This is a genomic window from Variovorax sp. TLI9-5A (assembly GCF_056867935.1).
In genome coordinates this window covers 6,248,548-6,267,304 of record NZ_CP200310.1, presented here as the reverse complement: position 1 = coordinate 6,267,304, position 18,757 = coordinate 6,248,548, and the positions used below count along the sequence as shown (strand labels likewise).

The 18,757-nt window shown below is 68.3% G+C and carries 18 protein-coding genes; 16 read left to right on the top strand and 2 right to left on the bottom strand.

The window, feature by feature from the left end; all coding sequences use genetic code 11:
- Positions 1–94 precede the first annotated feature (94 nt).
- Positions 95–724 (top strand): DsbA family protein, encoded by a 630-nt coding sequence (locus tag AC1VNX_RS29770; protein WP_483161139.1) that lies wholly within the window; start codon positions 95–97, stop codon positions 722–724.
- 15 nt (positions 725–739) lie between these two features.
- On the opposite strand, the gene AC1VNX_RS29765 is transcribed toward AC1VNX_RS29770, so the two are convergent.
- Complete coding sequence (locus tag AC1VNX_RS29765) at positions 740–1,657, bottom strand: LysR family transcriptional regulator (protein WP_483161138.1); 918 nt, start codon at positions 1,655–1,657, stop codon at positions 740–742.
- Between the two features lie 199 nt (positions 1,658–1,856).
- Between AC1VNX_RS29765 and AC1VNX_RS29760 the strand changes: the two genes are divergently transcribed.
- From AC1VNX_RS29760 to AC1VNX_RS29700, 13 genes are all read left to right on the top strand, one after another.
- Positions 1,857–2,510 (top strand): hydrolase, encoded by a 654-nt coding sequence (locus AC1VNX_RS29760; RefSeq protein WP_483155626.1) that lies wholly within the window; start codon positions 1,857–1,859, stop codon positions 2,508–2,510.
- Positions 2,511–2,671: 161 nt separating this feature from the next.
- Positions 2,672–2,965: a DUF1427 family protein gene (locus AC1VNX_RS29755; RefSeq protein WP_483155627.1), complete on the top strand. Its 294-nt coding sequence runs from the start codon at positions 2,672–2,674 to the stop codon at positions 2,963–2,965.
- Between the two features lie 104 nt (positions 2,966–3,069).
- Complete coding sequence (locus AC1VNX_RS29750; protein WP_483155628.1) at positions 3,070–4,965, top strand: amidohydrolase; 1,896 nt, start codon at positions 3,070–3,072, stop codon at positions 4,963–4,965.
- Positions 4,966–4,976: 11 nt separating this feature from the next.
- Complete coding sequence (locus tag AC1VNX_RS29745) at positions 4,977–5,375, top strand: DoxX family protein (protein WP_483155629.1); 399 nt, start codon at positions 4,977–4,979, stop codon at positions 5,373–5,375.
- Positions 5,368–6,969, top strand: a complete 1,602-nt coding sequence (locus tag AC1VNX_RS29740) for an MFS transporter (protein ID WP_483161137.1) — start codon at positions 5,368–5,370, stop codon at positions 6,967–6,969. The genes AC1VNX_RS29745 and AC1VNX_RS29740 overlap by 8 nt, the downstream gene beginning before the upstream one ends.
- 59 nt (positions 6,970–7,028) lie before the next feature.
- Positions 7,029–7,850: an alpha/beta fold hydrolase gene (locus AC1VNX_RS29735; RefSeq protein WP_483161136.1), complete on the top strand. Its 822-nt coding sequence runs from the start codon at positions 7,029–7,031 to the stop codon at positions 7,848–7,850.
- A gap of 80 nt (positions 7,851–7,930) precedes the next feature.
- Positions 7,931–8,245 (top strand): GNAT family N-acetyltransferase, encoded by a 315-nt coding sequence (locus AC1VNX_RS29730; RefSeq protein WP_483161135.1) that lies wholly within the window; start codon positions 7,931–7,933, stop codon positions 8,243–8,245.
- Between the two features lie 97 nt (positions 8,246–8,342).
- Positions 8,343–9,218 (top strand): diaminopimelate epimerase, encoded by an 876-nt coding sequence (gene dapF, locus AC1VNX_RS29725; RefSeq protein WP_483161134.1) that lies wholly within the window; start codon positions 8,343–8,345, stop codon positions 9,216–9,218.
- Positions 9,215–9,919, top strand: a complete 705-nt coding sequence (locus AC1VNX_RS29720) for a DUF484 family protein (protein ID WP_483161133.1) — start codon at positions 9,215–9,217, stop codon at positions 9,917–9,919. Before dapF ends, AC1VNX_RS29720 begins: the two co-directional genes overlap by 4 nt.
- Entirely contained in the window at positions 9,916–10,551 is a 636-nt protein-coding gene (locus AC1VNX_RS29715; RefSeq protein ID WP_483161132.1) for a YdcF family protein, read from the top strand. Before AC1VNX_RS29720 ends, AC1VNX_RS29715 begins: the two co-directional genes overlap by 4 nt.
- Before the next feature lie 119 nt (positions 10,552–10,670).
- Positions 10,671–11,624, top strand: coding sequence for a tyrosine recombinase XerC (locus AC1VNX_RS29710; RefSeq protein ID WP_483161131.1), 954 nt, complete (start codon positions 10,671–10,673; stop codon positions 11,622–11,624).
- Positions 11,625–11,637: 13 nt separating this feature from the next.
- Positions 11,638–12,852 carry a class I SAM-dependent rRNA methyltransferase gene (locus tag AC1VNX_RS29705; RefSeq protein ID WP_483161130.1) on the top strand — a complete coding sequence of 405 codons (1,215 nt, stop codon included), beginning with the start codon at positions 11,638–11,640 and terminating at the stop codon, positions 12,850–12,852.
- Between the two features lie 109 nt (positions 12,853–12,961).
- Complete coding sequence (locus AC1VNX_RS29700) at positions 12,962–14,017, top strand: CobW family GTP-binding protein (protein ID WP_081271346.1); 1,056 nt, start codon at positions 12,962–12,964, stop codon at positions 14,015–14,017.
- A 90-nt stretch (positions 14,018–14,107) separates the two neighbouring features.
- On the opposite strand, the gene AC1VNX_RS29695 is transcribed toward AC1VNX_RS29700, so the two are convergent.
- Positions 14,108–15,625 (bottom strand): YdgA family protein, encoded by a 1,518-nt coding sequence (locus AC1VNX_RS29695; RefSeq protein WP_483161129.1) that lies wholly within the window; start codon positions 15,623–15,625, stop codon positions 14,108–14,110.
- 742 nt (positions 15,626–16,367) lie between these two features.
- Here AC1VNX_RS29695 and dksA point away from each other — a divergent pair.
- The gene (gene dksA, locus AC1VNX_RS29690) at positions 16,368–16,994 is read left to right on the top strand and encodes an RNA polymerase-binding protein DksA (protein ID WP_093196966.1); all 627 of its coding nucleotides are present in this window, start codon (positions 16,368–16,370) and stop codon (positions 16,992–16,994) included.
- 49 nt (positions 16,995–17,043) lie between these two features.
- Complete coding sequence (locus AC1VNX_RS29685) at positions 17,044–18,726, top strand: STAS domain-containing protein (RefSeq protein WP_483161128.1); 1,683 nt, start codon at positions 17,044–17,046, stop codon at positions 18,724–18,726.
- Positions 18,727–18,757 lie beyond the last annotated feature (31 nt).

Sequence of the window (18,757 nt, the reverse complement as noted above, 5' to 3'; positions counted from 1 at the left end):
TCACGGCGCGAGCCTGCGCAGACCCCGAGGGGAGAAGGGTGAGGGGCGCGAGGAACGCTGCACTGGCGGGCATGCGCTGAAGATAATCGAAACCATGATCGCACTCGACTGCTACTACAGCCTCTCCTCCCCCTGGGCCTACCTCGGCGGCCCGCAACTTCAAGACATCGTGCGCCGCCACCACGTGCGGCTCGTGCTCAAACCCTACGACTTCCAGGCCGTGGTGCCGCAGACCGGCGGCATTCCGCTGAAGACCCGGCCCGAGCCGCGCCGCACGTACCACGCGCTCGAGCTCGCGCGCTGGAGCGACTACCTCGGCATGCCCATGAACCTGGAGCCCGCGCACTACCCGAAGGGCGCGCCGACCGACCCCAACTGGAACAAGTACCCGGGCTGGATGGTGATCGCCGCGCAACTCAAGGGCCTCGATGCCCAGCCGCTGTCGCACGCGCTGCTGCGCGCGCTGTGGGCCGAGGAGCGCGACACGTCGAAGGCCGAGGTGCGCATCGCCGTGGCCGATGAGAACGGCTACGACGGCGCCTCGCTGCAGGCGATGGAGCAGTCGGCGGAAGTGCTGGCGGTGTACCGCGCCAACAGTGCCGAAGCGGTGGAAGCGGGCGTGTTCGGCGCGCCGACTTTCATCCTGAATGGCGAACGCTTCTGGGGACAGGACCGGCTCGCGTTCCTCGACCGGGCGCTGGACAAGCTGCGCGCGGCGGGCTGAGGCCCACCTTTGCCGCTACAGCCCGACTGACGACCGCGGCAGCAGCGCCGGTATCAGCTTGCGGTTCATCCGCTCGCGCCACCAGCGCAGCGCCTGCCCCTGCGCGCCGGTCTTCCACGCCAGCCAGAAGGCCTCGGGCGGGCGTGGCTCTTCTGTCGGCAGCTCGACCAGCGTGCCTCGCTTGAGCTCGTTCACGATGCAGGCGCGCGGCAGGAAGCCGTGGCCCAGGCCGGCCACCTGGCAGGCGATCTTCGCGGGCATCGAGGGCACGGTGATGCGCGGCTGTCCGGCCAGCAGGCCGACGGTGCGCTCCGAGAGCGTGCGTGCGCTGTCGCCCACCACGATGGCGTTGCACTCCAGCAGGTCGCCGCGCTGCAGCGGCCGGCCCAGTCGCGTGAGCGGGTGCGAAGGCGCGACGCAGAAGGCGAAGTCGAGGCTGCCCACGGTCACGGCCTGGTAGCCGCCGCCGGCCGGACCGTCGCCGGCGGCGATGACGATGTCGGCGCGGCCCTCGCGCAGCGCCTCCCAGCTGCCGGTGAGCGCCTCGCAGCCGATGCGCAGCCGCGTGCCGCAGCGCAGGTCTTCGAAAGCACGGATGTCGTCGATGAGGGCCTGTGTGGGAATGAGCGAGTCGTGCACCAGCCGGATTTCCGACTCGTAGCCGGTGGCGATCTGGCGCATGCGCGATTCGAGATCGCTCGCGGCGCCGAGAAGCCAGCGGCCTTCCTTGAGCATTTCCTCTCCGGCGGCGGTGAGGCTCACGCGCGGGCCGTTGCGCTCGAAGAGGAGCATGCCCAACTGCTCTTCCAGCTTGCCCACGGCGTAGGAGATGGTGGAGGGCACCTTGTTGAGATGCGAGGCGGCTGCGGCGAAGGAGCCGTGGCGCGCGATGGCGTCGACGATCTCGATGGCTTCCAGGCTGAGCTTGAGCATGTGGTGGCCCTCAAGAGGGTGGAGAAGGTGAAGAAGGGGTGGAAAAGGAATGTTCGAAAAATTCGATCATTGGCGATGAAAAGTTTCGTCGATGACGACCATTGGGGCCTCGATGATTCGTTCCGTGCCAAGGAGATTTCTCTCCGGAGGCGATTGTGAATCAGATCGAACATTCAACCAACCCGTAGGAGTTTTTCACATGTCCATCAAAGCCACCCCCACCGCCGGTTCCAAGCTGCTGACCCCCACCGATCACACGCTGGTGATGATCGACTTCCAGTCGCAGATGGCCTTCGCCACGCATTCGATCGACGCCGTGAACCTGCGCAACAACGCCGCGCTGGTGGCGCAGGCGGCGGCCGGCTTCGGCGTGTCGACCATCCTCACGACTGTGGCCGAGAAGAGTTTTTCGGGCCCGATGTTCAGCGAGATCACCGACGCCTTCCCGGGCCAGAAGATGCTGGACCGCACCTCGATGAACACCTGGGAAGACGCCGCCGTGATCGAGCGCGTGAACCAGATCGGCAAGCCGCGCATCGTGCTGTCGGGCCTGTGGACCAGCGTGTGCATCGTTGGCCCGGCGCTCTCGGCACTCGACCAGGGCTTCGAGGTGTACGTGATCGCCGACGCCTGCGGCGACGTGTCGACCGAGGCGCACAACCGCGCGATGGAGCGCATGGTGCAGGCCGGCGCGCAGCCGATGACCTCGCTGCAATACCTGCTGGAGCTGCAGCGCGACTGGGCCCGTGGCGAGACCTACGAGCTGACGACCGGCATCGCGAAGAAGGTGGGCGGCGCCTACGGCCTGGGCGTGACCTACGCCAAGACCATGTTCGGCGCCCACGAAGGCTGATCGAGGCACGAATAAACCTACTGCGCGCCCCGATCTCGCACCTGCGGTCCTCGCCGTACCTGGGTACGGCTGCGGTCCTCGGCGCGACCTCGGAGCGCTCGCTACGGTTTCTTCGCGCCTCGCGTCGCGCTTTCGATAACTTCGTCAAGGACAAGCTGACCATGAAGACCTACGTTGTTTCCCTCGCGCTCGGCCTGCTGGTCGGCGTGATCTACGCACTCTTCCAGGTGCGCTCGCCGGCGCCGCCGGTCATCGCCCTGGTGGGGCTTCTCGGGATCCTGCTCGGCGAGCAGATCCCGCCGCTCATCAAGAGCGTGATCAAGCCCGATGCGGTGGCCACCTCGTGGCTGCACCACCAGGTCAAGCCGCACGTGTTCGGCGAACTGCCGAAGTGCGCGCAGCCGACGGCGGTGAACACCGCCGAAGCCCGGTCTTCCGGCAGGCGCGACGCATGAAGCCGTCCGCAGACCCCAGCCGCCGGCGCCTCCTTGGCTCTCTCGGAGCGCTCGGCGCCACCCTCGCAGCTCCCGGCCTTGCGGTCGCTTCCTTCTCCGACACCATGTCCACCCACACCGAAACCCCAGACCTGATCCTGCACAACGGCCGCTTCACCACGCTGGACCGCGCCAACCCGGTGGCCGATGCAGTGGCCATCAAGGATGGCCGCTTCACCCGCGTGGGCCGCGCCGAAGACGTGCTGCCGCTGGCCGGCGGCGCCACCCGCGTGATCGACCTGCAGGGCAAGCGCGTGCTGCCGGGGCTGATAGACAACCACCTGCACATCATCCGCGGCGGCCTGAACTACAACATGGAGCTGCGCTGGGACGGCGTGCGCAGCCTGGCCGATGCCATGGGCATGCTCAGGCGCCAGGTGGCGGTCACGCCCGCGCCGCAGTGGGTGCGCGTGGTGGGCGGCTTCACCGAGCACCAGTTCGCCGAGAAGCGCCTGCCGACCATCGAGGAACTGAACGCGGTGGCGCCGGACACGCCGGTCTTCATCCTGCACCTGTACGACCGTGCGCTGCTCAACGGCGCCGCGCTGCGCGCCGTGGGCTACACCAAGGACACGCCCGCGCCGCCCGGCGGCGAGATCGTGCGCGACAGCGCCGGCAACCCCACCGGCCTGCTGCTGGCCAAGCCGAACGCGGCCATCCTCTACGCCACGCTGGCCAAGGGCCCGAAGCTGCCCTTCGACTACCAGCTCAATTCCACGCGCCACTTCATGCGCGAGCTCAACCGCCTGGGCGTGACCGGCGCCATCGACGCGGGCGGCGGCAACCAGAACTACCCCGACGACTACGAAGTCATCCGCAAGCTCGCCGACGACGGCCAGCTCACCATCCGCCTGGCCTACAACCTGTTCACGCAGAAGCCCAAGCAGGAGAAGGAAGACTTCCTGAACTGGACCGCCAACTCCAGGTACAAGCAGGGCGACGACTACTTCCGCCACAACGGCGCGGGCGAGATGCTGGTGTTCTCGGCCGCCGACTTCGAGGACTTCCGCCAGCCGCGCCCCGAGATGGCGCCCGAGATGGAAGGCGAGCTCGAAGGCGTGGTGCGCATCCTGGCGCAGAACCGCTGGCCGTGGCGCATGCACGCCACTTACGACGAGACCATCAGCCGCTCGCTCGACGTGTTCGAGAAGGTCGACAAGGACACGCCGCTGGCCGGCCTGAACTGGTTCTTCGACCATGCCGAGACCATCTCGGAGAAGTCGATGGACCGCATTGCCGCGCTGGGCGGCGGCGTGGCGGTGCAGCACCGCATGGCCTACCAGGGCGAGTATTTCGTGGAGCGCTACGGCGCCGCCGCGGCCGAGGCCACGCCGCCGGTCAAGCGCATGCTGGAGCGCGGCCTGAAGGTTTCGGCCGGCACCGATGCGACCCGCGTGGCCTCGTACAACCCGTGGGTGTCGCTGTCGTGGCTGGTCACTGGCAAGACGGTGGGCGGCCTGCAGATCACGCCGCAGCGCAACCTGCTCGACCGCGAGCAGGCGCTGCGCATGTGGACCGAGAACGTCACCTGGTTCTCGAACGAGGAGGGCAAGAAGGGCCGCATCCAGGCCGGCCAGCTCGCCGACCTGGTGGTGCCCGACCGCGACTTCTTCGCCTGCCCCGAATCGGACATTGCAGACACGACCGCGCTGCTGACCATGGTGGGCGGCAAGGTGGTCTGGGGCGCCGGCGCCTTCGCCGCGCACGACGAGGGCTCGGTGCCCCCGGCCATGCCCGACTGGTCGCCCGCGCGCACCTTCGGCGGCTACGCCGGCTGGGCCGACAAGAAGGAGGGGGCGCCGCTGCAGAAGGTCATGCGCAATGCAGCCATGTCCTGCGCCTGCGCCAACAACTGCAACGTGCACGGCCACAGCCACGCCACGGCCTGGAGCAGCAAGCTGCCCGTTGGCGACCTGAAGAGCTTCTGGGGCGCTCTCGGCTGCGCCTGCTGGGCGGTGTGAGGAGGATGACGATGCGCTGGACAACCGCACCCCTGCTGCGCTGGATCGCCTTGCTGCTGCTGTGCGCCGCCTACCTGCAGGGCGGCCTGAACAAGGCGATGGACTTCGACGCGGCCCTGGCCGAGATGAACCACTTCGGCCTTTCGCCCGCCGGCCCGCTGGCCGTGGCTGTCATCGTGCTGGAGCTGGGCGCCTCGGCGCTCATCCTCACCGGCCGCCTGCGCTGGCTCGGCGCGCTGGCGCTCGGCGGCTTCACGCTGATGGCGACTTTCGTGGCGCTGCGCTTCTGGCAGATGCCAGTGGGGCAGGAGCGCTTCATGGCGGCAAACTCCTTCTTCGAGCATCTGGGCCTGGTCGGCGGCTTCCTGCTCGTCGCCTGGCACGACCTGAAGGAGCGTGCACATGTCTGAAACCTCGCAAGGCACGACCGCGCCTGCGGCGCAACCCGGCGCCTTCGCGCCGCTGCGCCAGCCGGTCTTCGCGGTGCTCTGGGCCGCCACCGTGCTCGGCAACATCGGCAGCTTCATGCGCGACGTGGCCAGCTCGTGGCTGGTGACCGACCTGTCGGCCAGCCCGACGGCGGTGGCGCTGATCCAGACGGCGGCCACGCTGCCGATCTTCCTGCTGGCGATTCCGGCCGGCGTGCTGTCGGACATCCTCGACCGGCGGCGCTTCCTGATCTTCGTGCAGCTGGTGCTCGCGGCGGTCAGCGGCGCGCTGCTGGTGCTCTCGCACACCGGCTCGCTCACGGTGGAGTACCTGATCGCGCTGACCTTCGTGGGCGGCATCGGCGCGGCGCTGATGGGGCCGACCTGGCAATCGATCGTGCCCGAGCTGGTGCCGCGTTCCGACCTGAAGGGCGCCGTGGCGCTGAACTCGCTGGGCATCAACATCGCGCGTTCCATCGGGCCGGCGGCGGGCGGGCTCATTCTTGCGAGCTTCGGCGCGGCGGCCACCTACGGCGTCGACGTGCTGAGCTACGTGTTCGTGATCGCGGCGCTGCTGTGGTGGAAGCGCCCGCCGGCGGAAGACACGGCGCTCACGGAGAACTTCCTCGGCGCCTTCCGTGCCGGCCTGCGCTACACCCGCGCCAGCAAGGAGCTGCACGTGGTGCTGCTGCGCGCGGCGGTGTTCTTCCTGTTCGCAAGCTCGGTATGGGCGCTGCTGCCGCTGGTGGCGCGGCAGATGCTCGGCGGCTCGGCCGGCTTCTACGGCGTGCTGCTCGGCGCGGTGGGCGCGGGCGCCATCGGCGGCGCGCTGGTGATGCCGAGGCTGCGCGCCCGGCTCGACGCCGACGGAATGATGCTGCTGGCCTCGCTGCTCACGGCTGCCGTGATGGGCAGCCTGGTCTTCGCCCCGCCGAAGTGGCTGGCGATCGTGCTGCTGCTGGTGCTGGGCCTGGGCTGGATCGTGGCGCTGACCACGCTCAACGGCGTGGCGCAGTCGATCCTGCCGAACTGGGTGCGTGGACGCGGACTGGCCGTGTACCTGACGGTGTTCAACGGCGCGATGGCGGCCGGCAGCCTGGGCTGGGGCCTGGTGGCGCACCAGATCGGCGTGCCCATGACGCTGGTGGCCGGTGCCGTGGGGCTGGTGGTGGCTGGCCTGGTCTTCCACCGCGTGCGGCTGCCGGCCGGCGAGGCCGATCTGCAGGCATCGAACCACTGGCCGGAGCCCTTGCTGGCCGAGCCGGTGGCGCACGACCGCGGGCCGGTGATGATCCAGGTCGAGTACCGCATCCGCAAGGAAGACCGCCCCGCGTTCCTGGCCGTGATGAAGCGCCTGTCGCTGGAGCGCCGCCGCGACGGCGCCTATGCCTGGGGCGTGCACGAGCACACGGCCGACGCGCAGCGGGTGATGGAGTGGTTCCTCGTCGAGTCGTGGGCTGAGCATCTGCGCCAGCACCACCGCGTATCGCACGCCGACGCGGACCTGCAGAGCGAGGCGCTGCGCTTCCACATCGGGCCGGGCAAGCCCGAGGTGCATCACTTTCTCGCGATCTGATTTTTTTCTTCCCTTCCTTCCCTCCTTCTTTTTTCTTTCTTTCATTCCACTGGAAAACCATGACCACTCTCACACTGCGCGACGGCACCGAGCTCTACTACAAGGACTGGGGCTCGGGCCAGCCCATTCTCTTCAGCCACGGTTGGCCGCTCAGCGCCGACATGTGGGACGCCCAGATGCTGTTCTTCGCGGAACGCGGCTACCGCGTGATCGCGTTCGACCGCCGCGGCTTCGGCCGCTCGAGCCAGCCGTGGACGGGCTATGACTACGACACCTTCGCCGACGACATCGCGGAGCTGATCGAGAAGCTCGACCTGAAGGACGTGATCCTCGCTGGCTTCTCTATGGGCGGCGGCGACGTGACACGCTACATCGCGCGCAAGGGCAGCGCGCGCGTGGCCAGGCTGGCGCTCATCAGCGCCGTGACGCCGCTGTTCATGAAGACGGCCGACCACCCCGTGGGCCCCGACGCCTCGCTGTTCGCAGGCATCCGTGCCGGACTGGCCGCCGACCGCCCGCAGTTCCTCGACGACTTCAGCACGCTCTTCTACGGCACCAACCGACCCGGCGCCAAGGTATCGCAGGGCGTCTTCAAGCAGACGCTGCAGATCGCGCTGCAGGCCTCGATCAAGGCCACCATCGACTGCGTGACCGCGTTCTCGGAAACCGACTTCCGCCCCGACATGGCGAAGATCGACGTGCCCACGCTCGTGATCCACGGCGACGACGACCAGGTCGTGCCCTTCGAGGCCACCGGCAAGCTTGCGGCCGAGATGATCAAGGGCAGCCAGCTCAAGGTCTACGCGGGTGCGCCGCACGCTACCTGCACCACGCACGCCGACCAGGTGAATGCCGATCTGCTGGCGTTCATCCGGGCCTGATCGTTCGTAGGACGCCTGTGGCGTCCATGGCGTCTGCGGCGCATGCACTGACGCCTCTTGCCCCACCCGAGACCATCTTCATGACCACGCCTGCGCTACCCGTCGTTCAAGACAATCCATCGAAGCACCGTTTCGAATTCGCATCGCAAGGCGAACGCGCGGTCGCGATCTACACCCTTGCGGGCGACGTCATCACTTTCGTGCACACCCTGGTGCCCGAGGCGCTGCAAGGCCAGGGCGTCGCCAGGCAACTGGTGCTCGCTGGCCTGGCGTCCGCGCGCGAGCGTGGCCTGCGCGTCATTCCGCAGTGCCCCGTGTTCGCCGCCTACATGCGCACGCACCCCGAGACGCACGACCTGCTGGCCGACGAAGGCCGCACACTGCTCGGTCTCTGAAGCAGGCGGCGCCTGGGGGCGAGCCACTTCGCGGCGCTGCAGGGCAGGGCTTTGGCCTCCGGTCGCCAGGGGCGATGCCCGTGGCGATAATCCCCGGATGCGAATCCGCTTTACCAAGATGCAGGGAGCCGGCAACGATTTCGTCGTGCTGGACGAAACGCGCGGCACGCTGGGCCTCAGCGCCGCTCAATACCGCTTCCTGGCCGACCGCCACTTCGGCGTCGGCGCCGACCAGATCCTCACCGTGCGGCCCTCGCCGGGTGAAGGCATCGATTTCCAGTACGTCATCCACAACTCCGACGGCGGCGAGGTGGAGCAGTGCGGCAACGGCGCGCGCTGCTTCATGCGCTTCGTCAGCGAACACCACCTGACCGAGAAGAGGCAGGTGCGCGTCCAGACCCTCTCCGGCGTCATCGAACCCCGCATGGGCGCCGACGGCCGCGTGACGGTCGACATGGGCGCTCCCGTCTTCGAACCCGCCCGCGTGCCCTTCGACCCCGCCGGGCTCGACCCGCAGCCCGAGGGCGCGTGGCACAAGTGGCACCTGGCCCTCGGCACCCGCGCCGGCAGTGCTATTGTTTCGGTAGCGGTGCTGTCGATGGGCAATCCGCACGCGGTGCAGGTGGTCGACAACGTCGACACCGCCCCGGTGGCCGAGCAGGGCCCGCAGATCGAGCACCACCCGCGCTTTCCGCAGCGGGTGAATGCCGGGTTCATGCAGGTGGTCGACCGATCCAACATCAGGCTGCGGGTGTTCGAGCGCGGCGCCGGCGAAACGCTGGCCTGCGGCACCGGCGCCTGCGCGGCGGTGGTGGCGGGCATCCGCCTCGGGCTGCTGGAGCGCCGCGTGGACGTGCAGACGCACGGCGGCGTTCTCACGATCGAGTGGCAGGGGGAGGGCCAGCCGGTGCTGATGACCGGGCCGGCCGTCACGGTCTTCGAGGGAGACATCGAGGTGCCGGAGCTGCCATGACCAACTTCACGAGCAACAACAACGACGCCAACGCCATGAACCCGATCACCGAAGACGACATCGCCAACTACCTGGCGAACACGCCCGACTTCTTCGAGCGCCATGCCCAGCTGCTGGCGCAGGTGCAGCTCACCAGCCCGCACGGCAACCGCGCCGTGAGCCTGCAGGAGCGGCAGGCCGAGATGCTGCGCGAGAAGATCAAGGCGCTGGAGCATCGCCTGATGGACATGATGCGCCACGGCACCGAGAACGTCGTGATCGCCGACCGCCTGCAGCGCTGGACCACGGGCCTGCTGACCACGCGCGACCCGCGCAGCCTGCCGTACCGCATCGCGGTCGACCTGCAGTCGCTCTTCCTGGTGCCGCAGACGGCCATCAAGGTGTGGGACTGCGGCAGCGAATACCTCAACGAGGCCTACGCCCAGTGGGTGAGCGACGACGTGAAGGCGCTGGCCACCTCGCTGACCTCGCCCTACTGCGGGCTCAATTCGGGCTTCGAGGCCTCCAGCTGGCTGCCCGAGCCGCAAGCCGCGATGTCGATCGCGCTGATTCCGCTGCGCCCCGGCCCGGAGTCGCCGGCCTTCGGCCTGCTGGTGCTGGCCTCGCCCGACGCGCAGCGCTTCAACGCCGAGATGGGCACCGACTTCCTGGAGCGCATCGCCGAGCTGGCCTCGGGCGCGCTTTCGCGGCTGCGTCCTTGAAACGTCCGCGCTGGTTGAGGCGGCCCTGGCAGGTCGTGCTGGCCTTCGGGCTGGTGGTTGTTGCGCTGGCTTATGCGGCCATCGGCACGTTCATCTGGCGGCATTCCGAAGACTTGCTCGCGAATCCGCCGCGGCAGCAGGCCGATGCGGCGCTGGTGCTCGGCAGTCGCGCCTACCTCGACGGCAAGCCGCACCCGTGCCTGACCGGGCGGGTCGATACGGCCCTGGCGCTGGCGAAGGCCGGGCTGGTCAGGCAACTGGCTTTCTCGGGCGGCGTGGATTCCGAGGACAGCCGCATCGAAGCCATCACGATGGGGGAACACGCGTTCGCCTCGGGCTTCTCGGGGCCGATGCTGCTGGAGCCCGCGTCGACTTCCACGCGGCTGAACCTGTCGCTGTCGCGCCCGCTGCTGCTGGCGGCCGGTGTGCGCAGGGTGGTCATCGTGTCGGAGCCTTTCCATCTGTGGCGCGTCGAGCGTCTCGTGAAGATGAGCGGCTTCGACCGGAGCTTCGACGTGCAGTACGCGGCGGCGCCGACCTCGTGCTGGCAGGCGCTCGGCCCCTTCTCCAAGGGCGCATTGCGCGAGCCCGCGGCCATCATCAACAATGCCGCCCATGGCTACTTGTTCTAGTGCGCCCCCAGGCTTCGCGCACTTCGTGTCGCTTCGCCAACCCCCTCGCCGGGGGCAATACCTGCAGCCCGGCAAAGCCGGTTCCGCGGTATTCCTGAGCCATACCCTGCGCTGAGCAAATGGACTGGATCGAGAAATACCTGGAGCATGTGCGCGTCGAGCGCCAGCTCGCGGCGCGCACAGTCGAGCTCTATGCTTTCCACCTGCAGTCCCTGCGCGAGCACGCCGCCGAGGCGAAGCTGCCGCTGGACCGGGTGCAGACCGCCCACATCCGCCGCTGGATGGCGCAGCTGCACAGCGCTGGGCGCGAGCCGCGCGGCATCGCGCTGGTGCTGTCGTGCTGGCGCAGCTTCTACCGCTGGCTGGGGCACGAAGGGCTGGTCGGCTTCAACCCGGTGCAGGACGTGCACGCGCCCAAGGCCGGCCGGCCGCTGCCCAAGGCGCTGGGCGTGGACGACGCGGTGCGGCTCGCCGAGCTGTACGACCCCGAGGCCGACCCGTGGACCGAGGCGCGCGACGGCGCCATCGTCGAAGTGCTCTACGGCTGCGGCCTGCGCGTGAGCGAGCTGACCGGCCTTGACGCGCAGGCCAGCGGCACGGCGCGCGGCTGGGTCGACCTGGACGCCATGGAGGCCAGCGTGCTCGGCAAGGGCAGCAAGCGGCGCATCGTTCCTATGGGCAGCAAGGCGGCCGAGGCGCTGCGCGACTGGCTCGCGGTGCGCGGCGACTGCCCCGGGCTGACGACGGCCCGGCTGCGCGACCCGCAGGCGGCGGCCGCGCTCTTCATCAGCGCCAAGGGCATGCGGATGTCGTCGCAGGCGGTGTGGAAGCTGCTGCGCGAGCGCAGCCGCAAGGCAGGCCTTGCGGCGCCTGTGCATCCGCACATGCTGCGCCATTCCTTCGCGAGCCACGTGCTGCAGTCCAGCAGCGACCTGCGCGCGGTGCAGGAACTGCTGGGCCACGCCAACATCGCGACCACGCAGGTCTACACGCGGCTGGATTTCCAGCACCTGGCCAAGGTGTACGACGCGGCGCATCCGCGCGCCAAGGCCCGCGAAGACAAAGACAAGTAAGCAACAAGAAACAATGAAAACTCTTCGCCTCAAACCCGGCAAGGAGCGCTCGCTGCAGCGCCGCCATCCCTGGGTGTTCGAATCCGCCATCGCGCGCGGCGGCGCCGATTCCGGCGAAACGGTGCGCGTCGAGTCGCACGATGGCGCCTTCCTCGCGTGGGCTGCGTTCAGCCCCGCTTCCAAGATCCGCGCGCGGGCCTGGAGCTTCGTCGAGACGCAGCGCATCGACGCGGCGTTCCTCGCTTCGCTGTGTGCACGTGCCGTGAATGCGCGCGGCCTGTTCGATCTGCAGAGCGACGGCGTGCGGCTGATCCATGGCGAGGCCGACGGCCTGCCGGGGCTGATCGTCGACCGCTATGGCGACACGCTGGTGGCGCAGTTCCTCTCGGCCGGCGTGGAGCGCTGGAAGGGCGCGCTGGCCGATGCGCTGCTCGAGGCCACGGGCCTCACGAAGCTCTACGAGCGCTCCGACGCCAGCGGCCGCGAGCGCGAGGGGCTGAAGCCGGTCACGGGCTGGCTGCGCGGCGAAGGACCGACCGAGATCGTCATCCGCGAGCATGGCTGGAAGCTGTCGCTGGACATCGCCACCGGCCACAAGACCGGCTTCTACCTCGACCAGCGCGACAGCCGCCAGCGTTTTGCCGAACTGGCGCAGCACCGGCGCTTCAGGCGCGTGCTGAACTGCTTCTGCTACACGGGCGGATTCACGGTGGCGGCGCTGGCGGGGCTCAAGGCCGCGGGCGCGCTCGAGGGTGCGCAGCTGGTGTCGGTCGATTCCTCGCTGCCGGCGCTGGAGCGGGCGCGCGGGCACCTGGCGCTCAACGGCTTCGAGGGGCAGGGCATCGAGACCGAGTTCCTCGACGCCAACGTCAACACCGTGCTGCGCGAGTTCATCGACCAGGGCCGCACCTTCGACGCCATCGTGCTCGACCCGCCCAAGTTCGCTCCCACGGTGGCGCATGCCGAGCGCGCCGCGCGGGCCTACAAGGACATCAACCGCCTTGCGCTCAAGATCCTGGAGCCGGGCGGGGTGCTGCTGACCTTCTCGTGCTCCGGCGGCATCAGCGCCGACCTGTTCCACAAGATCGTGGCCTCGGCGGGGCTCGACGCGGGCGTGGACGGCTACATCGCCGAGCGGCTTGGCGCGGCGCCAGACCATCCGATGACCATCGAGTTCCCGGAAGGCGAGTACCTGAAGGGGCTGGTGGTGGTCAGGAAGCCCGCCTGAAGCGGGCTTGACCCTGCCGCCAACGCAACTCAGTGGCATTGGCTAAACTGCCGGGCCGCGCCTTTCACGGCCCCCATTTCCTGTTTTCCGCTTCCGGAGCACTTTCCCCATGGCCCTCATTCCCGCGACCATCCTCACCGGCTTTCTCGGCTCGGGCAAGACCACGCTGCTCAAACGCATCCTGACCGAGGCCCATGGCCAGAAGATCGCGGTCATCGAGAACGAGTTCGGCGAGGAGAACATCGACAGCGACATCCTCGTGACCGAGTCGAAGGAGCAGATCGTGCAGATGAGCAACGGCTGCGTCTGCTGCACCATCCGCGAAGACCTGCGCGAGGCGCTGCAGCTGCTGGCCGCCAAGAAGCGCCAGGGCCTGCTCGATTTCGACCGCGTGGTGATCGAGACCACCGGCCTGGCCGACCCCGGCCCCGTGGCCCAGACCTTCTTCATGGACGACGAGATCGCCGAGAGCTACCTGCTCGACTCGATCCTCACGCTGGTCGACGCCAAGCATGCGCCGCAGCAGCTCAACGACCGCCAGGAAGCGCGCCGCCAGGTGGGTTTTGCCGATCAGATCTTCATCAGCAAGAGCGAACTGGTGTCGGCCGAGGAAACCGAGGCGCTGATTCACCGCCTGAAGCACATGAATCCGCGCGCGCCGCAGCAGAAGGCGCATTTCGGCGACGTGCCGCTGAAGGACATCTTCGACCTGCGCGGCTTCAACCTGAACGCCAAGCTCGACATCGACCCCGACTTCCTCAAGGAAGACGACCACGATCATCACGACCATGACCACGCGCATGGCGAGCACTGCGACCATCCCTCGCACAAGCACGAGGGAGGCCACGGCCACCATCACCACACGGACGACGACGTCAAGAGCTTCGTCTACAAGGCCGACCGCGCCTTCGACCCGGCCAAGCTGGAAGACTTCCTGGGCGCGATCGTCAACATCTACGGCCCGCGCATGCTGCGCTACAAGGGCGTGCTGAACATGAAGGGCACCGAGCGCAAGGTGATCTTCCAGGGTGTGCACCAGCTCATGGGCAGCGACCTGGGCCCGGAATGGGGCAAGGACGAGGCGCGCCAGAGCCGCATGGTGTTCATTGGCATCGAGCTGCCGCGCGAGATCCTGGAACAAGGTCTCGAGCAGTGCCTGGTCTGACCTGAAGAGCCGCTGAAGGCTTCCTGAAGCAAGAACAAAAACGGCGCTGACCCGCGAGGCCAGCGCCGTTTTTCGTTGGGGCAGGGCGGCTTACTTGCCCGAGCCGTCCATGCCGGGCGCAGCGCCCAGCGGCTTGCCATTGACCTTCAGGTTGCCTTCGCTGAACTCCACCTGGGCGGTGACGTCGTCGCCGTCGCGCTTCACGAAGCCGCTTTGCTCGCCCTGTTCGACCAGGCCGGCCACCATTTCGGGCGGGGGCGTCTGGCCGCTCTCGGCGCCGGTCTCGGCCAGCTTCTCGAGCCACTTCATGGGCAGCCGCGCGTGGGCCTTGAGAACGCCGCGCTTCATCATCAGTGCCGTGCCCGGCAGCTGCAGGTCTTCGTCGGTCACGCCGGCCATGCCGGCCGAGTAGCCGAGTTCGGCGCGCTTGCCGTCGATTTCGACCAGCAGCTTGTCGATGCCGGCCTCGGGCGCGTACTTGGCCATGGCCTTGAGGTCGGGCGCGAGCTGTTCGGCCAGCGCCTGCATGGCGGCCTGGGAGGCCTTGCTGCCGCCCTTGCCGCAGCCGTTGATGGCGGCGGACTGCATCCAGGCGTCGGCCAGCTTCCTGTAGCCGGCGCCGTGGATGCGGCGTGCGCCGCTGGTCAGCTCGAACCTGTCGATCTTTGTCTCGCCGATCTTGCCGGTGCCCTTGAGGGTGCCGGTGGAGGCGTAGAGGCCGTCCTTGATGCCGGCTTCGCCCACGAGGTCGATGCCCTGCAGCACGACGGCGGGTAGCGCCTTCGGCGGCTCGGAGCCGTCCTCGGCGGCCTTCTTGCGCACGGCGAATTCGAGGCTGTCGAGCCGGCCTTCGCTCTTGCCGGTGGCCAGGAACCAGCCGGCGCTGCTGTCCATGTCGGCCTTGGCGGTCAGCTTGCCCATCTTCATGGTGATGCCGCTGCGCACGTCGTTGAAGTCGAGGCCGGGCATGCTGAGGTCGTAGCGGGCCTGGGTGCGCGCGGCGTTGACTTCCATGCGGACCTTCATGCCCTGCCAGTCGAGACGGCCCTTGCCGTCCTCGGCCAGCTTGGCGGGGGCGACCGTCAGGTCGGAAGTGAAGGCGCCGTCGAAGCCGACCCTGGTGCGGGCCGACAGGGGCTTGGCCTCGCCGAACAGCTTCTTCGCCTCGGCCTGCGCCTTGTCGTCGAGCACCAGTTCGCTGTCGATGGTGGCGGCCGCCAGGGTGCCGCCGGCCAGCGGGCCGTGGCGGATGGTGTCGCGGAAGGTCAGGCGCAGCTGCTTGGGCGGCTTGATGGCGGAGCCGCCGTCTTCCTCGGCGTCTTCTTCTTCTTCCTTTTCCTCCTGGCCGGCGGCGGGCTGGCTGGCAGCCTGGTTGGCGGCGGCAGCGTCGGCCGCGCAGCCGATCTCCAGCGTGACGGTGCTGACGGCGCCCAGGAAGCCGCGCTCGTACTTGCGCTCGGTCACGCGCACCAGCGCGGTCTGCTTCGGCAATTCGTCCAGCGCGGTGTCGTAGCGCGACTTGATCTGAGACCCGGCCCACCAGGTGCTGCCGCCGTAGGCAACGGCGATGGCCGCGGCCAGGACTCCCAAAACTGCTTTCTTGTTCAAGGCTTGTGCTTTCTTGTGTCTGTCTTGCGATTGATCGGAATGATCGGATAGGCCCCCTGCGCCATATGGACAAAGGCCGGGGCCCGCGCGCCGCCCCCTCCGGCGGCGCCGGGCGATGCTAACGGAGTCGCACAGCACGCCGGAACATGTCCCGCGGCTTCGAGTTCTCTATACAATCGCGCGCCTGTTTCGCAAGCCACGTCCTGCTCCCATGGACAAGATGTGACTTCCGGCACGGGGCGCCGTACGTTTCTGGCGGGCTTTCGGGGGTATAACCCCGGGGTTCGCCACTTGGCGGGCACCCCGACAACGGGAGCCTGTGCGGCCGGAGGTCGCAAGGGGCTCCGATGGGAGGAGACACCCAGTGAAAGCGCGTTCCAGTTCGTCAAAGGAGCCAGTCACCGTGAAGAAACCCGCCGCCAAGGCCACGCCAGCAACCAAGCCCGCCGCTAAAAAGGCGCCGGCTGCGAAGCAGGCTGTATCCGCGGCCAGGAAGGTTTCCACGGTTCCCGCGACCAAGGAGAAAAGCGCCCCGTCCAAGAAGCCCGCAGCACCACCGGCCAAGGCCGAGACCGCTGCGACCAAGAAGTCCGCCAAGCCTGCAACTGCCGCCACGAAGACCGCGGGCGCGGGCCCATCGTCATCCAAACCCGTCGGCCGTCCTGCGGCTGTTTCCTCTGTCCCCCCGATCCCCATGAAAAAAACGGCTGCCGCCTCCACTTCCGCCCCGGCGACACCCTCGATGCCCGCTCAAACCGCCACGCCCGCTCCCGCCGCGCGTGGTGGCCGCGTGTCCCGGCTGTCGCAACTGACCGTCCCCTCGATGCCGCAGTCGGTGGCATCGACGGCCGCCAAGTCCACTTTCTCGCAGAGCCATTCCAATGCGCTGGTGCCTCCGCCGCCCCTCGCCATCAAGAAAGACCCAAAACTGGCCAACAACTGGAAGACCAAGTCGCCCGCCGAACTGAGTGATGCCGAAGTCATCGCCATGCCGGACGACGAGTACATGAACGAAAAGCAGATGGCGTTCTTCCGCCTGAAGCTCGAAGAACTCAAGCGCGGCATCCTCGAGAACGCCGGCGAGACCACCGAGCACCTGCGTGAAGACACGGTGGTCGTGCCCGACCCGGCCGACCGCGCCACCATCGAGGAAGAACACGCCCTCGAGCTGCGCACCCGCGACCGCGAGCGCAAGCTGCTCAAGAAGATCGAGCAGTCGATCCAGCGCATCGACGCCGGCGACTACGGCTACTGCGACGAGACCGGCGAGCCCATCGGCGTCGGTCGCCTGCTGGCCCGCCCGACGGCCACGCTGTCGCTCGAGGCGCAGCAGCGCCGCGAACTCAAGCAGAAGATGTTCGGGGATTGAAACGAGACCAGGGTAGATAAAAGCCAGTCTCTTCGATAGCCTTCGCCGAATGCCAAAGGAAGAATCGGGGCGCCTTTTTTCGAAGGTGGCCAAGTTTGTCCGCAATCCTCTGAAGGATTGGTCGGAGCTGGATGCGCCTTCCTCCGCGAGTTCGGCCTCGGACTCCTCGCTGCCCGCGCAGACTTACAGCCGGGAAATGCTCAAGGAGATGATCGAGCGGCGCCAGCGCAACGATTTCGTTCGCCGGCGTGAGTTCGACATGCTGCGCAAGCTGCGCCAGCGCGAGGCCGCCGCGCACGCCTTCGAGGCGACGGTCACGCCGTCTTCCTTCAACGCCAACAGCTCCTCCGAGAGATCGGAAGGCCGCGCGCTCACGCTCAAGAAGATCGACGAGATCGAGCAGCAGATGTCGCAGCAGTGGTGGAAGGGGCGCGGGCCGAACGGCGAGGCGCTGGTCAACCCGCCGCCCGATGCCGGCGCCGAAACCCTGCCGCCGGTGGACACCGACGAGCTGCTGTCGGAGCCCGCTGCGCCCTCCCTGGCGGTGGAGGTTGCCCGCAGCGGTGGCGAGGCCGCTGCCGCTGCTCCGGCAGTGGCTGCCGTGCCGCTGCTGTCGTCGCGCCTTGCGCACGACGGCGCGCTCGAGGAGGCGGTGATCCGCTTCGCCCACGGCGACGACATCGGCGCCGAGGCCATCCTGCTGCAGGCGCTGGCTTCCCCTCCCGACAGCGTGTCGCCCGTCGAAAGCGCGTCCGACGCAGCCTCCGAGCGCGACGACAACCGCTGGCGGGCGCTCTTCGACCTGTACCGTGCCACCGGCGATGCCGCCAAGTTCGCCGCCGCCCGCATGCGCTATGCGCAGCGCATGCGGCGCATGGGGCCCGACTGGGTCTCGCTGGAAGAACTGGCGCGCAGCGTCAAGGCGGTCACCGCGAGCGAGGAAGCTGCCGGCGTCTCCGAAAGCGGCGCTCAGGCCGACTGGACCTGCCCCGCGCGCCTGGCGCGCGACGGCCTCATGGACCTCACCCGCGCGCTGTCGAAGGCAGGCTCGGTGTGGACGCTCGACTGGCGCGGCCTGCATGCCATCGAGCCCGAAGCTGCCGCACCGCTGCGCGTGCTCTTCACCCACTGGGCCGATTCGCCGGTGCAGCTGCGCTTCATGGGCTCGGCGCAGCTGCTGGCCGTGCTGTCGGAGGCGGCGCCCAACAACGAGCGCGGCACCGACGACATCTGGTGGCAGCTGCACCTGGCGGCGCTGCGCATGATGCATCTGCCCGACGACTTCGAATTGGTGGCGCTCAACTACTGCATCACCTACGAGGTGTCGCCGCCAGCTTGGGCAGACCCGAAGGGCGAGTGCACCACGCTGGCCGCGCCGCCGGCGAGCCGGCCCAGCTCGGTATGGTCGCTGCTGTCGGTCGGTGGTGATTCGGAAAGCTTTCCTTCCACCGACAGCGGTTTTGCCGCGCTGGCGGGCGACCTGCGGGGCGAGTCGCTGTCGAACTGGCAGCGGCTGGACAACGACCTGCGCCACACCACGGCGCCCGTCATCTCGTGCGCGGCGTTGCTGCGCATGGACCTTGCCGCGGCGGGCACGCTGCTGAGCTGGGTGCGCACGCGCGATGCCAACGGCGAGCGCGTGCAGTTCGTCGATGCGCACCGGCTCATCGCGGCGCTGTTCAACCTGGTAGGCATTGCCGATCACGCCACGGTGGCTGTTAGGAAAAACTGAAATTCGCACCGCCTTGCGGCGGTTGCATTGC